Source organism: Pseudoalteromonas sp. 2CM28B (assembly GCF_023161935.1).
Window position 1 is genome coordinate 241,737 of sequence record NZ_JALNTH010000004.1, and the last position, 14,884, is coordinate 256,620.

A 14,884-nucleotide genomic window follows, 5' to 3' on the forward strand; every position below is an offset into this window, starting at 1 on the left:
GTTTATGAACATATCTTGTTTTAACGCATTATTACTAAGTAGTTGCTTATATTTAAGCGCATGTAACACCACGGTGCGTGAACCGCCGCCGCTTGCCCTAGCAAACCATCCAACATTTAACCGTATTAACGTCGAAACCGAGCAAGACATATTTAAGCTCGACAAAACAATCACTTCCCAACTTGATGCCCACTTAACCAGTAAGCGAAGCGCGCATTACTTAGCGAACAGTATTTTAAGTTTTTTATTAAAAAACGGCGATAACTCATTAACCTATCAAAGTGGCGCCACATTGAGTGCATCGCAAACCTACGCTAATTTAAATGCTAATTGCCTGTCGTTATCGATATTAGCGTATAGCTTAGCCGATTATTTAGGTATAAAAGCGCGCTTTCAAAAGGTTCATATTCCTGAATATTGGGCAATGAATAAAGGGGTTAATTTACTGACAGGGCATATTAATTTATCAATTGACAATGCGCTTATGCAAACAATACCAGCCACAATGGTTTATCAACGTGATAAACAGTTAACCATAGACTTCGACCCGAATATAAGAAAACAACGCTTTAAAACCAGCCCAATAAGCAAAGAGTTTGTTACGGCTATGTTTTATAACAATAAAGGCGCTCAAGCGTTAGTAAATAAAAATTATAATTTAGCTTATAGCTACTTTAGTGCCGCCGTTGAAGCCGCCCCATTATACAGTGGTGGCTGGGGAAATTTAGGTATTGTATTTAGGCAGCTTAATTATTTAAAAGAAGCTGAACAGGCATATAACTATGCATTATTGCTTGATAAAAATAACCATACTGCCATAGGTAATCTCGCTGTGCTGTACACCTTAAGTAACCGTGCTAAACAAGGTCAGCAAATGCTAAAACAGCTCAATAAAAAGCGCCAAGCTAACCCGTATTACCATATATCATTGGGTAATAGTGAACTGGTACTTAAAAATTACTCTCAAGCGATTAAGCATTTTAAAAGCGCTTATAAAATTGACGCTAAGTTACACGAAAGCCACTTTGGCCTTGCGCGAGCATATTATTTTACCGGCAATATAAAGCAGGCAACACATTATATGCGTTTAGCGGGTATAAACGCCGAGTTTAACTATGACAAAGCCCGCTATCGTAATAAATTAAAAGCATTAAAAAATGCCACAGCTTCACTTAGTCATTAGCTGTTGTACGTAGTGCTCTTTTTGGGCCCTACTTAATTTTTTAATTTGCCACTCTAACTTACTGGCTTCGCTTTTTGAGCCCACCTTTTGTTGATGAATTAAAACTAAAGGGCCTTTGCCTTTTAAGTTTTTTGCGCCTTTACCCGCTTGATGCGTGGCTAAGCGCTTATCAACATTGGTTGTTATACCTGTATACCAGTGGCCTAAACGCGTTTGCACTATATACAAATACCACGTTGAGGGTACTTTGTGTGCTTTGCTTATATTTATACTTAAACTTTTTTGTGTGTTTGTGGTCAAAACTTTACCCTAACCCTCGTAACTAAAAACAATTTCTTAAAAGGGTTTTACCTTCAGTGACTAATCGGTATCATGCAGATTATAAAAAATAAGGATCACAACTAACAATGCAGTCGTTAAAAACTTTTTCTCTTTGGCTTATCGTTGCTCTCACATTCAGCTCTTTAGCAGGTTGTTCTAGCTGGGTATATAGAATCAATATCCCACAGGGTAACTTTTTAGAGCAATCAGATGTAGATAAGCTTCGTGTAAACATGACACGAGAGCAAGTTATTTATGTATTAGGTCGTCCAATAGCAGAAGATGCGTTTGATAATAGTACCTGGCGTTATGTGTACAGCTTTAACAAAGGCCGCGATAATGAGCAGCATAAAGAGTTGCTGGTTAAATTTGAAAATGATCAACTAGTTGCTGTTTCGGGTGATTATGATCAACCAGAAAACTTTGATACTCCGCTAGAGCAGTAAACGCTCTAGTTATTAAAAAAAGGTGAGCATGGCTCACCTTTTTTATTTACTACATTAATGACCTTTATAAAGGACGCCCACCGGTAACTTTATTTGCTCGGCCTTCCTCTTTTGCTTTTTCAGCACGCTTTCTTCGAGCATCTTTAGGGTCTGCAATTAGTGGACGGTAAATTTCTATTCTGTCGCCATCTTTTAATTCGTAATGCGCTTTTACTGTTCTGTTCCATACACCTAAAGTAAGCGCAGTTGGGTCTATTTCAGGGCACTTATCAATGATCCCCGATTGAATAACAGCTTGTTCGGCTGTGGTTCCTTGCGCTACTTCCACCGTTAATGTGGTTGCTTTAGTCGGTAATGCAAAAACTATCTCAACGCTAATCATTATCTTGCTCCGTATACATCTTTTGCACGTTGCGTGAATGCACTAACCATATTTTTAGCTACATCATTAAAAATTTTACCAAACGCCAATTCGATAAGCTTGCTAGAGAATTCAAATTCAAGCTTAAGCTCAACTTTACAGGCTTTTTTATCTAACGCTTGAAAATGCCAACGCCCTTTAAGAGTTTTAAATGGGCCATCAACCAGCCTTAATTGCACGGTTTGCTCGTCAATAAAGGTGTTTTCAGTGGTAAACCACTTTTTTATACCCGCCTTGGATATTTCTAAACTCGCGGTCATGTTATTATTGTGCTGCGAAACGATTTTAGAGTCTGAGCAATTAGGTAAAAACTGCGGATAAGCTTCTACATCATTAACTAGGTCAAACATCTCTTTAGTGCTGTACATAACCAGCGCACTTTTTTCTATTTGTGGCATACTCACTCCCAACTGTGTGGGCGAATTTTAGCAAGCTTTGCGCGTTTCCCCAAATTTTCATGGTCTTAAGTTCACCAGATTATTTTAAAGGCACATATAAAAAATCGATGTAAAACATCTCTTAATACGTATATTATAGGGCACTATGGCTAAGAACAAATCATCAAAATCGAACAGTAATACCATCGCGCTTAACAAAAAAGCGCGTCATGAGTATTTTTTACACGACAAGTTTGAAGCAGGTGTTGAACTACAGGGCTGGGAAGTAAAAAGTATCCGAGCTGGTAAGGTAAACATCTCAGAAACTTATATTCATCTTAAAAATGGCGAAGCTTTTTTATTAGGCAGTCAAATTCAGCCTTTAAATAGCGCCTCGACTCATGTTATTTGCGATCCAATGCGATACCGTAAACTGTTATTAAGCCGCAAAGAGCTTGATAGATTAGTCGGTGCCACTGAACGAGATGGCTACTCACTTGTTGCCACTGCCATGTATTGGAAAAAATGTTGGGTGAAACTTGAATTTCACTTAGCAAAAGGTAAAAAAATGCATGACAAACGTGAAGACGGCAAAAATAAAGATTGGTCGCGTGAGAAAGAACGCCTCATGAAACATAAAGTATAAACACAACGCCTAATTTATTTAGGCGTTTTTTTTAATTTCTCACCGGTTAAATTTAAAACAACCTGATCAAATTCCCCTCAGCTTTATTTAATTCATCCCTGTGCGTGATATAAATAAATTATTACACTTTATTTATTTTTTTAATTTCTTTAGATGCCTGTCCATTTTAGTGCGCAAATTTTATGGTACAAAGCGAGTAATTTAGCCTTGTCTATCCCTTTTCGTTGTTTCTATTATTGAATATTTTTCCCTCAATACTCTACAAAAACTCATACTAAAATCGCAAAGGGTGTAGATTGATAACACTTAAGTTACATGATATTAATGTCAGCGCTTGTTAAGCAACTAAATTTATAACATATCAACAAGGACTTAAGGATTTATACCAGCCCTTGATAGAAAATAGACGCTCAGCGAGAGTTTAAAAGTGCTTAAACAAGGCATTTGAATGAAAGGAATAGTATTTCTATTTTAAATTCAAAAAACGTAGTGTAAGCACTTTTAAAACTCGCCCCTCGGGAGTGCATCTGCAGCATTTTAGCTGCGTTGCCACTCTTTGAAATAAAACCATTATGACTACATCGCGACGCCTTCCTAAAAAGCTGCAGAACTGCACTCTGAGCACATATTTTCTATTATGGGCTGGTATCGCTCAATTGCATTTACACCTAGCATAATTGCAGGTGCTACAATCGCACTTTCAGCAGGGTTTACAACAACAGCTTATGCTGCTGAAGAAGCAAAAAAAGTAGAACGCATTGAAGTAACAGGTTCGCGCATAAAACGCACCGATATCGAAGGGCCTTCGCCAGTACAATCTATTGGCAGAGCAGATATCGAAAACATGGGTTACGATAACCTTCAACAACTCCTCGAAAGAATGCCTGTTGCAGGCAGCGGTACTTTCTCAACACGCGGCAACAACCAAGATTCAACTGCAAATGGATCTGCCGCGGTCAGCCTACGTGGTTTAGGTGCTGATGCTACATTGGTACTAATCAACGGCCGCCGTGTGGCTATTAGTGCCTTTGCCGAAGGTATAACAAACTCATTTGTCGATATTAATAGTATTCCGGTATCGGCGATTGAACGCATTGATATTTTAAAAGATGGCGCATCAGCAATTTATGGCTCTGATGCTGTAGCGGGCGTAGTCAACGTTATTTTGAAAAAAGATATAGATGGCGTTGAACTAAACTTAGGCTACGGTGGTACCGATGGCCCTAATTACGAAGAAACAACAGCAAGTTTAGTATGGGGTACAACTAGCGAAAAAAGCAGCGCCTCAATTATTATTGATTACTTTAAAAACACCTCGCTTTCGTCAGATGAAATGGGCAGCTTAGGCACCGCTAACCAATCGCCTTATGGCGGCGAAGACTTTCGCTCTTCTCGTGGCTTTCCAGGCTACTTTTATGTTGATGGTGTAAAAACAATTGACCCAGATTGTCCTGCAGAAAACGCCACATCAAGCGGTAGTTGTTTATTTGATTACGGCCCATTTGGCTACATCGCCCCTGAATCTGAGCGCGTAGGTGCTATTTCTCAATTTGAATACAATTTTGATAATGGTATTACCGGCTTTTTAGAAATGGCAGTGCAGCATAATACCTCAGTTGCAGCCGGTGCGCCTACTCCACTAGATGAAGATGCAGGTTTAACAGTACCCGCTAGCCACCCTAACAACCCGTTTGGTGAAGATATTCAAATTGGCCGATACCGTACGGTTGATGCGGGCGCTCGCCAATGGGATATTGAATCAGACACGCTTCGCTTTGTAGCTGGCCTAAGAGGCGAAATTAAGGAATGGAGCTGGGAAGCTGCGGTTCAAAAAGGCCGTAGTAAATCACTTCAAACAGGCGATCGCTCGCAAGGTTGGGTTCGCACCGACTTTTTACAACAAGAGATTGATGCCGGTAACTACAACCCATTTGGTGGCACCTATAACAGCCCAGAAGTTATTGACAGAATTACCACAAGCTTAGTACGCCGCGGTGAGTCTCATATGACCTCATTCGACGCTAACATCTCTGGTGAAGCATTCAGCTTTGGTGATGATGTGGTTATGATGGCCGCGGGTATTGAATACCGTGAAGAAGATGTAACCGATACACCGGATGACCAATTTCAGCGCGGTTTAATTTTTGGTACTGAGTCTGTGTCTGCTGCAGCAGAGCGCGACCAATACGCAGCCTATGTGGAATTTTCAATCCCACTTGCTGAAAACCTAGAGCTACAGCTCGCTGGCCGTTACGATGATTACAGCGACTTTGGTAATACAACTAACCCTAAAGTCGCTTTACGTTGGGCACCTACCGACGAAATAACCATTCGTGGTTCGTGGGCACAAGGGTTTAGAGCGCCATCGCTTGCACAAGTAGGTTTAGGTCCATCACAAGAAAGTCAGTTTTTTGTAGATACTTATCGCTGTGAAGCAACTGGCCTTGATTGTGACGCGCTAGATTACAACATTGAATTTGCGGGTAACCCTGACTTAGAAGCCGAAGAGTCAGAATCATGGAACGTTGGCTTTATTTGGGCACCTTCTGCTGAGTTTGGTTTAAGCGTAGATGTGTGGAGTATTACCCAAGATAATAAAATTGATGAACAAGAATTTGGCCCAATTTATAACTCTGAGTGTAATAACCAAGATAGCACGGTGTGTGTACGCTTAGCACCTAGTGGTGGTAATAGCTTAGGCACCATTCAAAAAATATACAGCACCTTTGAAAACGTCTCTTCGCAAGAAGTGTCAGGTGTTGATTTATCAGCAAATTACAACCATTCGCTGGATGATTTAGGCTTGCTTAAATTTAACTTAGAATGGGCGTACCAAAACAAGTTTGAAAAAGACGGCCGCGATTACACGGGTGAATACAATTACCCAGAGCACCGCTGGATTTTCTCTACTAACTGGGAAATTGGCCAATTTAATACCAACGTAAATATTAGCTACGTAGGCGAGTTTGAAGATACCCCAGATATAGACTTTGACGGTAATTTAGACTTTGATAGCAATACATCGCGTATGGTTGACTCGCAAGCACTGGTAGATTTACAAACATCTTACCGTGTAAGTGATGCAACTAAAGTGTCGCTTGGTGTAAATAACGTATTTGACGAAGAGCCACCATTTGCCATTGGTGATGGCGATGCCGACCTTTACGGGTATGCATCGGGTGTACACAACCCTCGTGGTCGTTACTTCTACACTAAAGTAACCTTCTCGTTTTAATTTAATATAGCCCATTATTAAATGGGCTATGCTAAAAACAAAAAAACCGCCATATGGCGGTTTTTTTTATTAAAACGTAGGGGCTAAATTATAGCTCGCCTTCGTTTTCAGATAGGAACTTAGCAACACCTTCAGGGCTTGCGTCCATACCTTTTTTACCTTCTTCCCAACCAGCAGGACATACTTCGCCGTTTTCGCTGTGAAATGCTAGCGCGTCAACCATGCGGATCATTTCGTCGATGTTACGACCAAGTGGTAAGTCGTTCACTACTTGGTGACGTACGTTACCTTCCTCATCGATTAGGAAAGAGCCACGAAATGCAACGCCCGCTTCAGGGTGCTCAACATCGTATGCTTTACAAATTTCGTGCTTAACGTCTGCAACTAGTGCGTATTGAACTTTACCAATACCGCCGTCTGCTACAGCAGTGTTACGCCATGCGTTGTGTGAGAATTGTGAATCGATAGAAACACCAATTACTTCTACGCCACGCTTTTGGAATTCTTCATAACGCTTATCAAATGCGATAAGTTCTGAAGGACATACAAACGTGAAATCTAGTGGGTAAAAGAAGATTACTGCTTTTTTACCTTTAATTGTTTCATGAAGGTTATAGCTATCTACAATTTCACCATTACCTAGTACAGCTGCAGCGGTAAAGTCTGGTGCCTGGCGGCCTACTAATACACCCATTTTATTCTCCAAATATTTTGAGTTTGTTGTCGATTGCATACGCAATGCTGATACTTATATGGGCGCTAAAAATAAAAAAACAATAGCGCCAACACATAATTACGTGGCATTTTAAATTTAATAAGGAAAAAAGAACAATCGTATTTAGCGATGTGCACAATCGAAAATACCGAACAGATATTAAAACTTTATTACGCCTATAAAAAAACCTGCATTTGCAGGTTTTAAAAATGGGTTAATCCATGATATCGGAAGGCATATCGCCTTTAATATTTTGCCAGATTTCACCGGTTTGATGGCCAAACTTACGCATCATTGAAATCGCGCCATCATGCTCACGGTTTTCAGCCAAAACTGTTAGATCTTTATAAAATTGACGTGCTAACTGGCGAGTGCCTGCGTCTGAGAAATAATGACAACCAATTTTAAAGTAAAACCCTCTAAAACCGTTAAGTATAAGTACGTATATGCGGTTATTACCAGCGACAGCTAATTCGTGGTGTACTTTGTAATCGTAATCTGCAAAAGCTTGCGCAGTGTCTTCAAGTTCATCGCTTTTTGATAAAATTTCAATAACACGCTCAGGGTTAAGCTTTATCGCTGCACGGGTATAAATAGCACTAATATTAGTACGTGCAGATAATAACTGATCGGTCAGCTCTGGCATTTTGTCTTCATCTAAGCGCGCCAGCGTTTCGAGTATGTTTAAACCCGATGTTTCCCAAAAGTTATTCACTCTGGTTGGCTTGCCGTGCTGAATAGTTAGCCAGCCATCGCGTGCTAAACGTTGCAGTACTTCACGTAAGGTTGTTCTGGTTACACCAATTAACTCAGAAAGCTCACGCTCTGCAGGTAGAATTGAACCTGGAGGGAAATCGCCGTTCCAGATAGATTCAACTATATACTCTTCAGCAAATCCTGCTGGGCTTTTAGCTTTAAAAATTCTCATTCAATTCCCACTCGAATTAATCACAACTCATCGTTTTATACGAATAACTGACAGATTGTACCAGATGAAATATAACTAACAAGTAAACTCGTTGATATAAGTGCCAACCAACCGCTGAAAATTTCGCAATAGTAAATAATAAAATTCAACATGCTTAAATTAGGCCTAATTCGCTAAATAAATTAACCCTATTCATAGTAGGTACATTAATACCATTGCTGTTTTTGCTTAACCATTACATTACTACAATAATTCCCGTGTGCGGCAGCAAGTACATTCAAAATATTGCATACAGCAGAGCCTGTTCACTGTGACGTTTAAACAAGCCTTTTTAGCGAACCAATCTTATATTACATGTTCACTTAGCAAAAAAAGCTTAACCTTTCCCTAAATAGGATTGGCCATAACCGCTTATTAATTTCATCTTAAAAAAAGCCACTTCGGTAGCTTTTTTACCCTTTTTGTTGCTCGTTACTTTATCCTAGTACATAATTCAACGTCTTATTTCAATGCGGATTTTTTATGAACTGGCTAGCACAACTCCCTACTCAACGTACTCCATGGCTACTATTTACAGGCATTGTATTTTTATTAGAAGTCACCGCACTGTTTTTTCAATACCAGATGGGCCTTGCTCCATGCATTATGTGTATTTACCAGCGAACTGCGGTATTAGGCTTATTAGTGGCAGGCATTATTGGCGCAACTAAACCACAAAGTAAATTAGTACGCGCTATCGCTTATTTAGTGTGGGGTGTATCAAGTGTGTGGGGTTACTTTATTGCACGTGAGCACATTGAAATGCAAACAACCACCGATCCCTTTGCATTTAGCTGTGAGTTTGAGCCAAACTTTCCTTCATTTATGCCATTGCATGAATGGATCCCAAGCTTTTTTCAAGCCACAGGGGATTGCGGTAATATCGATTGGCAATTTGCGGGATTAAGTATGCCAGCATGGATGGAAATACTATTTGCGTTATTTACTATCACGCTTTTTGTAATTGTTACCACTCGCTTACTTACTAAAAAGACTATTTAATATGTTTACGTTTTTTACCAGTCAGCTGCCTGAACTAAAGCACCTTAAAGTGAGGCAGCGACAAGCCGTTGTTGCTATTGCGCTAAGTATGCTACCTGCCACCGATAGAGTGTTATTAAGAATAGTAAAGCTGATATTGCTCAGCCCATTGTTTTTGTTATTTACTGTTTTTAAAGGGTGGGAACTCATTCCCTTTTTAATTTTAGGTGGCCTGTTTTACCCGCTTTTAACCACCCCGATTGAAATAAACTTCGCTAAAAAATATTTAGCCAAAGCACTTGAGCAGTATTCACAGGGCGCTTAGCGCCCTGCCTATTATAAAGACACTTTTCCTTCTAGTTTAGCTACAAGCTTTTTACCTATTCCTTTTACGTTAGTTAAATCGCTCAGCTGGGAAAATTCACCATTTTCAACCCTGTAATCAACAATAGCCTGCGCTTTTTTCTTACCTATACCAGGCAACTTGGCCAGCATTTCTGAATCGGCACTATTAATATTAATAACCGGCGCTTGCGGCATTTCAACCATAGGCTTATCTTCAACAGGGTTAGCGTGGGTAAACGCGCTAAAGCTTAAAAAGCTAATAATAAGTAGCGTTAATAGATTTTTCATTTGTTATTCCTTATTTTTGTTTATACCAAAGCGTTATAGTTAAACGGCTAATTTGGCTTTAAACATGTGCTTAATTTTTATTTGAGGAAATAATGTTAAATAAGGAGCAACGCGCATCACTTATATTATTTCCAGTGCATAATCACCTAAATCCGAAAACCTAAAATGCAGCTGGTACAACAAGTGATTGCTTAACTAAAGTAAAGTTACGCTTTTTTGTCAAATTGATGACAAGCTAAAAATGCACCGAATACTTGCAATTTTACACACAAACATTTACTGTATATAAAAACAGTGACCTACGGGTCAGTAACCACATTACCACGCAATCAAGCAGGAGAGATCATGGCTGTTGTTGTTAAATATGTTGTAGAACGAAACGGAGTTGAGCGAATGACGTTTACTACTAAAAAAGAAGCGGATGCCTATGACAAAATGCTCGATATAGCAGAATCGCTTGAAGTAATGCTGGAAAAAGTAGATGTGCCACTGAGCGAGCAACAGGTTGAATCGCTTGCGCTTGAAATTGCAAAGAGTAAAGATGACTTTATGGCGGTGTTAAAAGGCGCAAAAGAGCCCACAACAAAAGGTACAGCTAAAGCTAAAAAAGCCGACAACGTAGCATCAATAAAAGATAACGACGAGCAACAAGCTAGCTAATTTGTGACTATTTTAAATAAAGGGCTGCTACTAAATAGCAGCCCTTTTTTATTAATTTTTGAACAGTTACAAATTTTTTCTGGCTTTTTAGACTGAAATTGATACATTAATCCGGTTAATAGCGAGTGTTTATGTGCCATGTCAGTATTTATTAAGTCTTTTTACCAAAAATTTTTCCCAGCCCGTCAGTTGCTTATTCGTCAAAATGGCGAAGTTAAGCATGTTGTTTTGGCGCCTTGGTTTCAGCTTTTTACAGTACTGCTTATTTTAGGCACTATTACTTGGGTCGGTATTTCTAGTTTTCGTGTTTATAGCCAAACAAATAAAATTACCGACATAGAACAAAGCCAAATTGACAAACAACAAGCGTGGCAAAAACAGGTCCAAGAACAAAAAGCACTGCACGCTAAGCAATTAGAACAACTTGCTGTACTAGAGCAAAAGCAAGCACTTTTGCAAGGTATGATTGAATCCCTCCCCGCATCTATTAGTAAAGAGGCAATAAAACTAGAAGAACAACTTGAGTCGCCTGTTAATCAAGACAAAGGCGAGTTTCATGAACCACTTGTAGATGAAGAGCCGAAAGACAAACATGCCAGCCTTCTAACGCCAATCACTTTTGCCGCACGTTACGAGCGCTTAAATAAATACTACGAGCACAATTTTGCGCTTATTGATGCGCAAATTAATAAACGCCATGATGCAATTTTAGCGATGTTAAAAGGCGCAGGCTTAGAATCAGCCCTTGAACAACATTTAGCACTGGGCGCACAAACCAGTGCGCAAGGTGGCCCGTTAGATGTATTTGACGAAACTAAAATACCAGGGCAGTTTTTAGCCATTGTTGATAAGCTATTATTACTTAACAACCTTGAAAACTTTTTAACAGAGCTGCCTAACTCACTGCCCTTGCCTGCGGCTAAATACTATATTTCGAGCAACTTTGGGTTACGTAAAGATCCGATGAACAACCGCCGCGCTTTTCACAAAGGTGTTGATTTAGCCGGCTGGCATAAAACCGAAATTTTTGCCCCTGCTGATGCACGTGTATTGCGCGCTGGTAAAAATGGCGGCTATGGTAACTTTATCGAGCTAGAGCACAAAAATGGCTTGGTCACCCGTTTTGGCCACTTAAATAAAATTAAAGTGAAAAAAGGCCAAACAATTGCTAAAAATGAGGTAATTGGATTAATGGGCAGTACTGGCAGAAGTACCAGCACCCACTTACACTATGAAGTGTTACTCGATGGCAAACATGTCAATCCTCTAAAAATAACAAAGGCGCTTTCTCGTGTTCGGTAAAAAAAAGCAACCAAGTAGTCAAACTACGTTAAAAAGAGTAAATCATACCCCTTCTATTATTTCTGAAGATGTGCGCTTAACTGGCACACTTACCAGCCAGGGCGAAGTGCAGCTAGATGGCCGAATTGATGGCGATATAAAGGCAGAGCACCTGGTAATTGGCTCTACCGGCATTGTTGAAGGTGTAGTTGAAGCTAAAAGTGTCATTGTAAAAGGCAAAATTATTGGCTCACTAAACGCAAGTGAAGTGAATATTCAAAGCAGTGCTCACGTACATGGCGATGTTTTTCACGATACACTAAGTATTGATGCTGGAGCCATTATTGAAGGCAGCTTAAAACAGCGCTTTGAAAAAGAAGAACCGGAACTTATTAGCGAAGATTTAAAGCCGGCTAAAGAAGTAAAAACTTTGCTTGATGATGCTGATAGCGACTTGTCGTTTGTTAATAAGCAAGCCGCTGATAAAGCCAAATCTAATTAAGCGCTCATTACTTTTTCTCGGTTATGTACATCGTAATATCTGCAGTGAACACCAGTTCATTGCGGGTATTGTAAAGCTTAACTGGCACTACTAAATCTTCTTTATCTACCCATTGGCGAGGCAAGTCGATTTCTGCAATAGCAGTTACATCGGTATCAACCTTTGCTAAATAGTGTACCGTCATTCCTTTTGGGATCCAGCGATGCGTTTTATAAGGCACGGTGGCATCTACCATTACACCAGCACACAGCTCAGCTAAGTTACATTGTGCAATAGCATGAATAGTCCCAATATGGTTATGCACACTACGGCGGTTTTTTACGACAGCGCTACAGTGCCCTTCTCTTAAATCGAGTACGTAAGGTTTCATTGAGCCAAAATACGGGGCTTTTATGCATACCGCTTTGCTAAACAACCAATTGCCAAAAGGTAAGCGTTTAAATTTAAGCCAAGTTTTTAAAAGGGCTGATTTATTACTCATTGTTATTTCCCATTTTGTGTTTATAAATTCAAATTAACACATCAGACCAGTTAAAAAAAGCGCAATTCACCGCGCTGTTAATCCTAATGTCATGAAATATTTATCACAATAAAGCGTGGCTCACTCATAAGCCCTTTCTTTTTTATAAGCGGGCACCTAAAATAGCCAGCAAAAGGAGACCTAATGCAAACACAGCCCGCTAAACCTAACTTAATTTTATTACTCATCTTAGCGTTACTCGTAATATTTTGCCCTATGGCAATTGATATTTATCTTCCCGCTTTTCCAACTATTGCCACGCAATTTAACGTAACCGAACAGCAGGTTCAGCAAACAGTGGCTATTTTTATGCTTACTGTGGGTTTAGGGCAATTAATTGCAGGGCCGCTTGCTGATAAGTTTGGCCGAAAGCCGGTAGCGGTTGTAGGTGTTAGCTTGTATGCAGGCTCAGCCTTACTTGCCTACATGGCGCCCTCTTTTGCTGTATTAATGTTTGCACGCGCTCTGCAAGGGTTAGGTGCATGTGCTACGTTTGTGGTTGCTTTTGCCATTGTACGTGATAAATACGGCAGCGAACGCAGCGGGCAAATGATTACCTATTTAAATGGAATAGTGTGTTTTATTCCTGCGCTTGCGCCTATTTTAGGTGCTTGGCTTACCGTGCAATTTGGCTGGCGCATGAACTTTATGTTTTTAACCTTATTTGCGTTAGCGGGCCTAGTTATTACGCTCACCTTATTTAGAGAAACCCGCCCTGCTGATAGTCACTACCAAGGGCATATATTGGACTTACGCCGCTTTGTGCCAATATTAAAAACACCGATATTTTTATTTAATAGCTTACTGTGTATGGTCGCCATGTCGGCGATTCTTGTGTATGTCACCTTGGCACCTGGGTGGATAATTACGCACTTAGGGGGCACCGTTGCCGACTTTACTTTTTGGTTTACGCTCAATGCCGTATTAAGTATTGTAGCCAGCTTTATTACCCCCATTTATATTAAACGTAATAGCCAAAAAGCCCTGCGTGTTGGGGTTACAGTATTGGTGTCATCTGGCATATTAATGATTACACTTAGCCATATAGAATCGGCCATTGCACTTATGCTACCTATTTTAATTGCAGCACTTGGTTTTGCCCTAAGCTTAGGCTCTGCGGCTGGTATGGCGTTATCGCGCTTTCCTAAACAAGCCGGTACAGCCTCTGCCTTAATTGGTGCTATGCAAATGAGTGGCGCTAGTGTGCTTGTGTTTTTAACGCAATATTTAGGCCTTAGCACACCTTGGCTAATTGCTTTTCATTTATTGTTACTGGCACCACTTTGGCTAATTTTAATGAGTAAAAAAGCCCATACATTGCACCCGGTTAATACATGATCAACCCTGATTTTTTAGCATCATTTTTACTAGCGAGCTTTTTAATGGCGGTGGCCCCTGGACCATCAAACGCATTTTTAATGGCGCAAACATTTGCCAATGGCAGAGCGGCAGGTATGCAAAGCGCATTTGGCTTTGCTTTAGGTGGAGTAATACACACATTTTTTGCTGTTATTGGATTAAGCGCGGTGTTAAAAGCCTCGCCCACCGCTTATAGTGCAGTACAGTACTTAGGCGCGGCTTATTTGTGCTATTTAGGGTTTGTGATGATTAAAAGCACTTTTTCGCAGCCAAATACCGCCGATTGCGCTAGTGATGATAAGCCCCATGTAAGCACCAGTAAAAAGCCAAATGTCATGTTTCAAGCCATGATGACCGAGGTATTAAACCCTAAAGTCGCGTTGTTTTTTATTGCTTTTATCCCGCAGTTTGTAGACCCAAGCTTATCATCGGCAACGTTTCAATTAGCATTTTTTGGCCTGCTCTACCCTATTTTTGCTTTCCCAATTGACTGTACGTATATTTACTTTGGCGACAAAATAGCGCAATTTTTCAAAAAATACCCACATAGCCAACTTTGGATAGACCGAGTGACCGGCATGGTATTTATTGCACTGGCCATTAATTTATTATACTAATTACACTAAATTGGTATTAC

General features: G+C 40.1%; 18 protein-coding genes. 11 read left to right on the forward strand and 7 right to left on the reverse strand.

Going from position 1 to position 14,884, the window contains the following annotated elements:
- Positions 1-4: 4 nt before the first annotated feature.
- Positions 5-1,183, forward strand: coding sequence for a tetratricopeptide repeat protein (locus MTN96_RS07850; protein WP_121637161.1), 1,179 nt, complete (start codon positions 5-7; stop codon positions 1,181-1,183).
- On the opposite strand, the gene MTN96_RS07855 is transcribed toward MTN96_RS07850, so the two are convergent.
- Positions 1,169-1,483, reverse strand: a complete 315-nt coding sequence (locus tag MTN96_RS07855; protein ID WP_004587367.1) for a GIY-YIG nuclease family protein — start codon at positions 1,481-1,483, stop codon at positions 1,169-1,171. The two genes, MTN96_RS07850 and MTN96_RS07855, sit on opposite strands and share 15 nt — an antisense overlap.
- 107 nt (positions 1,484-1,590) lie before the next feature.
- Between MTN96_RS07855 and MTN96_RS07860 the strand changes: the two genes are divergently transcribed.
- Positions 1,591-1,950 carry an outer membrane protein assembly factor BamE gene (locus MTN96_RS07860; RefSeq protein ID WP_004587368.1) on the forward strand — a complete coding sequence of 120 codons (360 nt, stop codon included), beginning with the start codon at positions 1,591-1,593 and terminating at the stop codon, positions 1,948-1,950.
- A 64-nt stretch (positions 1,951-2,014) separates the two neighbouring features.
- On the opposite strand, the gene MTN96_RS07865 is transcribed toward MTN96_RS07860, so the two are convergent.
- The gene (locus MTN96_RS07865; RefSeq protein WP_024031817.1) at positions 2,015-2,332 is read right to left on the reverse strand and encodes an RnfH family protein; all 318 of its coding nucleotides are present in this window, start codon (positions 2,330-2,332) and stop codon (positions 2,015-2,017) included.
- Positions 2,332-2,769 (reverse strand): type II toxin-antitoxin system RatA family toxin, encoded by a 438-nt coding sequence (locus tag MTN96_RS07870; RefSeq protein ID WP_055253005.1) that lies wholly within the window; start codon positions 2,767-2,769, stop codon positions 2,332-2,334. The genes MTN96_RS07865 and MTN96_RS07870 overlap by 1 nt, the downstream gene beginning before the upstream one ends.
- Before the next feature lie 145 nt (positions 2,770-2,914).
- Here MTN96_RS07870 and smpB point away from each other — a divergent pair, with 145 nt between their 5' ends.
- Positions 2,915-3,394, forward strand: a complete 480-nt coding sequence (gene smpB, locus MTN96_RS07875) for an SsrA-binding protein SmpB (RefSeq protein ID WP_004587371.1) — start codon at positions 2,915-2,917, stop codon at positions 3,392-3,394.
- Positions 3,395-4,031: 637 nt separating this feature from the next.
- Positions 4,032-6,629: a TonB-dependent receptor gene (locus tag MTN96_RS07880; RefSeq protein ID WP_248531135.1), complete on the forward strand. Its 2,598-nt coding sequence runs from the start codon at positions 4,032-4,034 to the stop codon at positions 6,627-6,629.
- An 88-nt stretch (positions 6,630-6,717) separates the two neighbouring features.
- Here the strand turns inward: MTN96_RS07880 and MTN96_RS07885 are convergent, their stop codons facing one another.
- A complete protein-coding gene (locus MTN96_RS07885) occupies positions 6,718-7,323 on the reverse strand; it encodes a peroxiredoxin (protein ID WP_004587374.1) in 606 nt (201 codons plus the stop codon).
- Positions 7,324-7,558: 235 nt separating this feature from the next.
- A complete protein-coding gene (gene fadR, locus MTN96_RS07890) occupies positions 7,559-8,272 on the reverse strand; it encodes a fatty acid metabolism transcriptional regulator FadR (protein ID WP_004587375.1) in 714 nt (237 codons plus the stop codon).
- Between the two features lie 522 nt (positions 8,273-8,794).
- Between fadR and dsbB the strand changes: the two genes are divergently transcribed.
- The gene (dsbB, locus tag MTN96_RS07895) at positions 8,795-9,313 is read left to right on the forward strand and encodes a disulfide bond formation protein DsbB (RefSeq protein ID WP_248531136.1); all 519 of its coding nucleotides are present in this window, start codon (positions 8,795-8,797) and stop codon (positions 9,311-9,313) included.
- A gap of 1 nt (position 9,314) precedes the next feature.
- Positions 9,315-9,617 carry a DUF6170 family protein gene (locus tag MTN96_RS07900; RefSeq protein WP_054982151.1) on the forward strand — a complete coding sequence of 101 codons (303 nt, stop codon included), beginning with the start codon at positions 9,315-9,317 and terminating at the stop codon, positions 9,615-9,617.
- An 11-nt stretch (positions 9,618-9,628) separates the two neighbouring features.
- Here MTN96_RS07900 and MTN96_RS07905 read toward each other — a convergent pair whose 3' ends face one another.
- Positions 9,629-9,925 carry a ComEA family DNA-binding protein gene (locus tag MTN96_RS07905; RefSeq protein WP_024034225.1) on the reverse strand — a complete coding sequence of 99 codons (297 nt, stop codon included), beginning with the start codon at positions 9,923-9,925 and terminating at the stop codon, positions 9,629-9,631.
- A 345-nt stretch (positions 9,926-10,270) separates the two neighbouring features.
- Here MTN96_RS07905 and MTN96_RS07910 point away from each other — a divergent pair, with 345 nt between their 5' ends.
- The 3 genes from MTN96_RS07910 (at position 10,271) to MTN96_RS07920 (ending at position 12,368) form a co-directional block, all read left to right on the forward strand.
- Positions 10,271-10,585, forward strand: coding sequence for a YebG family protein (locus MTN96_RS07910; protein WP_024034226.1), 315 nt, complete (start codon positions 10,271-10,273; stop codon positions 10,583-10,585).
- Positions 10,586-10,723: 138 nt separating this feature from the next.
- The gene (locus MTN96_RS07915) at positions 10,724-11,887 is read left to right on the forward strand and encodes a M23 family metallopeptidase (RefSeq protein ID WP_248531137.1); all 1,164 of its coding nucleotides are present in this window, start codon (positions 10,724-10,726) and stop codon (positions 11,885-11,887) included.
- A complete protein-coding gene (locus MTN96_RS07920; RefSeq protein WP_004587381.1) occupies positions 11,877-12,368 on the forward strand; it encodes a polymer-forming cytoskeletal protein in 492 nt (163 codons plus the stop codon). Before MTN96_RS07915 ends, MTN96_RS07920 begins: the two co-directional genes overlap by 11 nt.
- 7 nt (positions 12,369-12,375) lie before the next feature.
- On the opposite strand, the gene MTN96_RS07925 is transcribed toward MTN96_RS07920, so the two are convergent.
- Entirely contained in the window at positions 12,376-12,849 is a 474-nt protein-coding gene (locus tag MTN96_RS07925) for a hotdog fold domain-containing protein (protein WP_029773430.1), read from the reverse strand.
- Between the two features lie 183 nt (positions 12,850-13,032).
- Between MTN96_RS07925 and MTN96_RS07930 the strand changes: the two genes are divergently transcribed.
- Positions 13,033-14,226, forward strand: a complete 1,194-nt coding sequence (locus MTN96_RS07930; RefSeq protein WP_248531138.1) for a multidrug effflux MFS transporter — start codon at positions 13,033-13,035, stop codon at positions 14,224-14,226.
- Complete coding sequence (locus MTN96_RS07935; protein ID WP_154944778.1) at positions 14,223-14,864, forward strand: LysE family translocator; 642 nt, start codon at positions 14,223-14,225, stop codon at positions 14,862-14,864. The genes MTN96_RS07930 and MTN96_RS07935 overlap by 4 nt, the downstream gene beginning before the upstream one ends.
- The last annotated feature ends 20 nt before the right edge of the window (positions 14,865-14,884 follow it).

Coding starts and splice junctions, on each gene's coding strand:
- MTN96_RS07850 (WP_121637161.1), top strand. CDS start 5: ATGAACATATCTTGTTTTAACGCATTATTACTAAGTAGTTGCTTATAT.
- MTN96_RS07860 (WP_004587368.1), top strand. CDS start 1,591: ATGCAGTCGTTAAAAACTTTTTCTCTTTGGCTTATCGTTGCTCTCACA.
- MTN96_RS07865 (WP_024031817.1), bottom strand. CDS start 2,332: ATGATTAGCGTTGAGATAGTTTTTGCATTACCGACTAAAGCAACCACA.
- MTN96_RS07870 (WP_055253005.1), bottom strand. CDS start 2,769: ATGCCACAAATAGAAAAAAGTGCGCTGGTTATGTACAGCACTAAAGAG.
- smpB (WP_004587371.1), top strand. CDS start 2,915: ATGGCTAAGAACAAATCATCAAAATCGAACAGTAATACCATCGCGCTT.
- MTN96_RS07880 (WP_248531135.1), top strand. CDS start 4,032: ATGGGCTGGTATCGCTCAATTGCATTTACACCTAGCATAATTGCAGGT.
- MTN96_RS07885 (WP_004587374.1), bottom strand. CDS start 7,323: ATGGGTGTATTAGTAGGCCGCCAGGCACCAGACTTTACCGCTGCAGCT.
- fadR (WP_004587375.1), bottom strand. CDS start 8,272: ATGAGAATTTTTAAAGCTAAAAGCCCAGCAGGATTTGCTGAAGAGTAT.
- dsbB (WP_248531136.1), top strand. CDS start 8,795: ATGAACTGGCTAGCACAACTCCCTACTCAACGTACTCCATGGCTACTA.
- MTN96_RS07900 (WP_054982151.1), top strand. CDS start 9,315: ATGTTTACGTTTTTTACCAGTCAGCTGCCTGAACTAAAGCACCTTAAA.
- MTN96_RS07905 (WP_024034225.1), bottom strand. CDS start 9,925: ATGAAAAATCTATTAACGCTACTTATTATTAGCTTTTTAAGCTTTAGC.
- MTN96_RS07910 (WP_024034226.1), top strand. CDS start 10,271: ATGGCTGTTGTTGTTAAATATGTTGTAGAACGAAACGGAGTTGAGCGA.
- MTN96_RS07915 (WP_248531137.1), top strand. CDS start 10,724: ATGTCAGTATTTATTAAGTCTTTTTACCAAAAATTTTTCCCAGCCCGT.
- MTN96_RS07925 (WP_029773430.1), bottom strand. CDS start 12,849: ATGAGTAATAAATCAGCCCTTTTAAAAACTTGGCTTAAATTTAAACGC.
- MTN96_RS07930 (WP_248531138.1), top strand. CDS start 13,033: ATGCAAACACAGCCCGCTAAACCTAACTTAATTTTATTACTCATCTTA.
- MTN96_RS07935 (WP_154944778.1), top strand. CDS start 14,223: ATGATCAACCCTGATTTTTTAGCATCATTTTTACTAGCGAGCTTTTTA.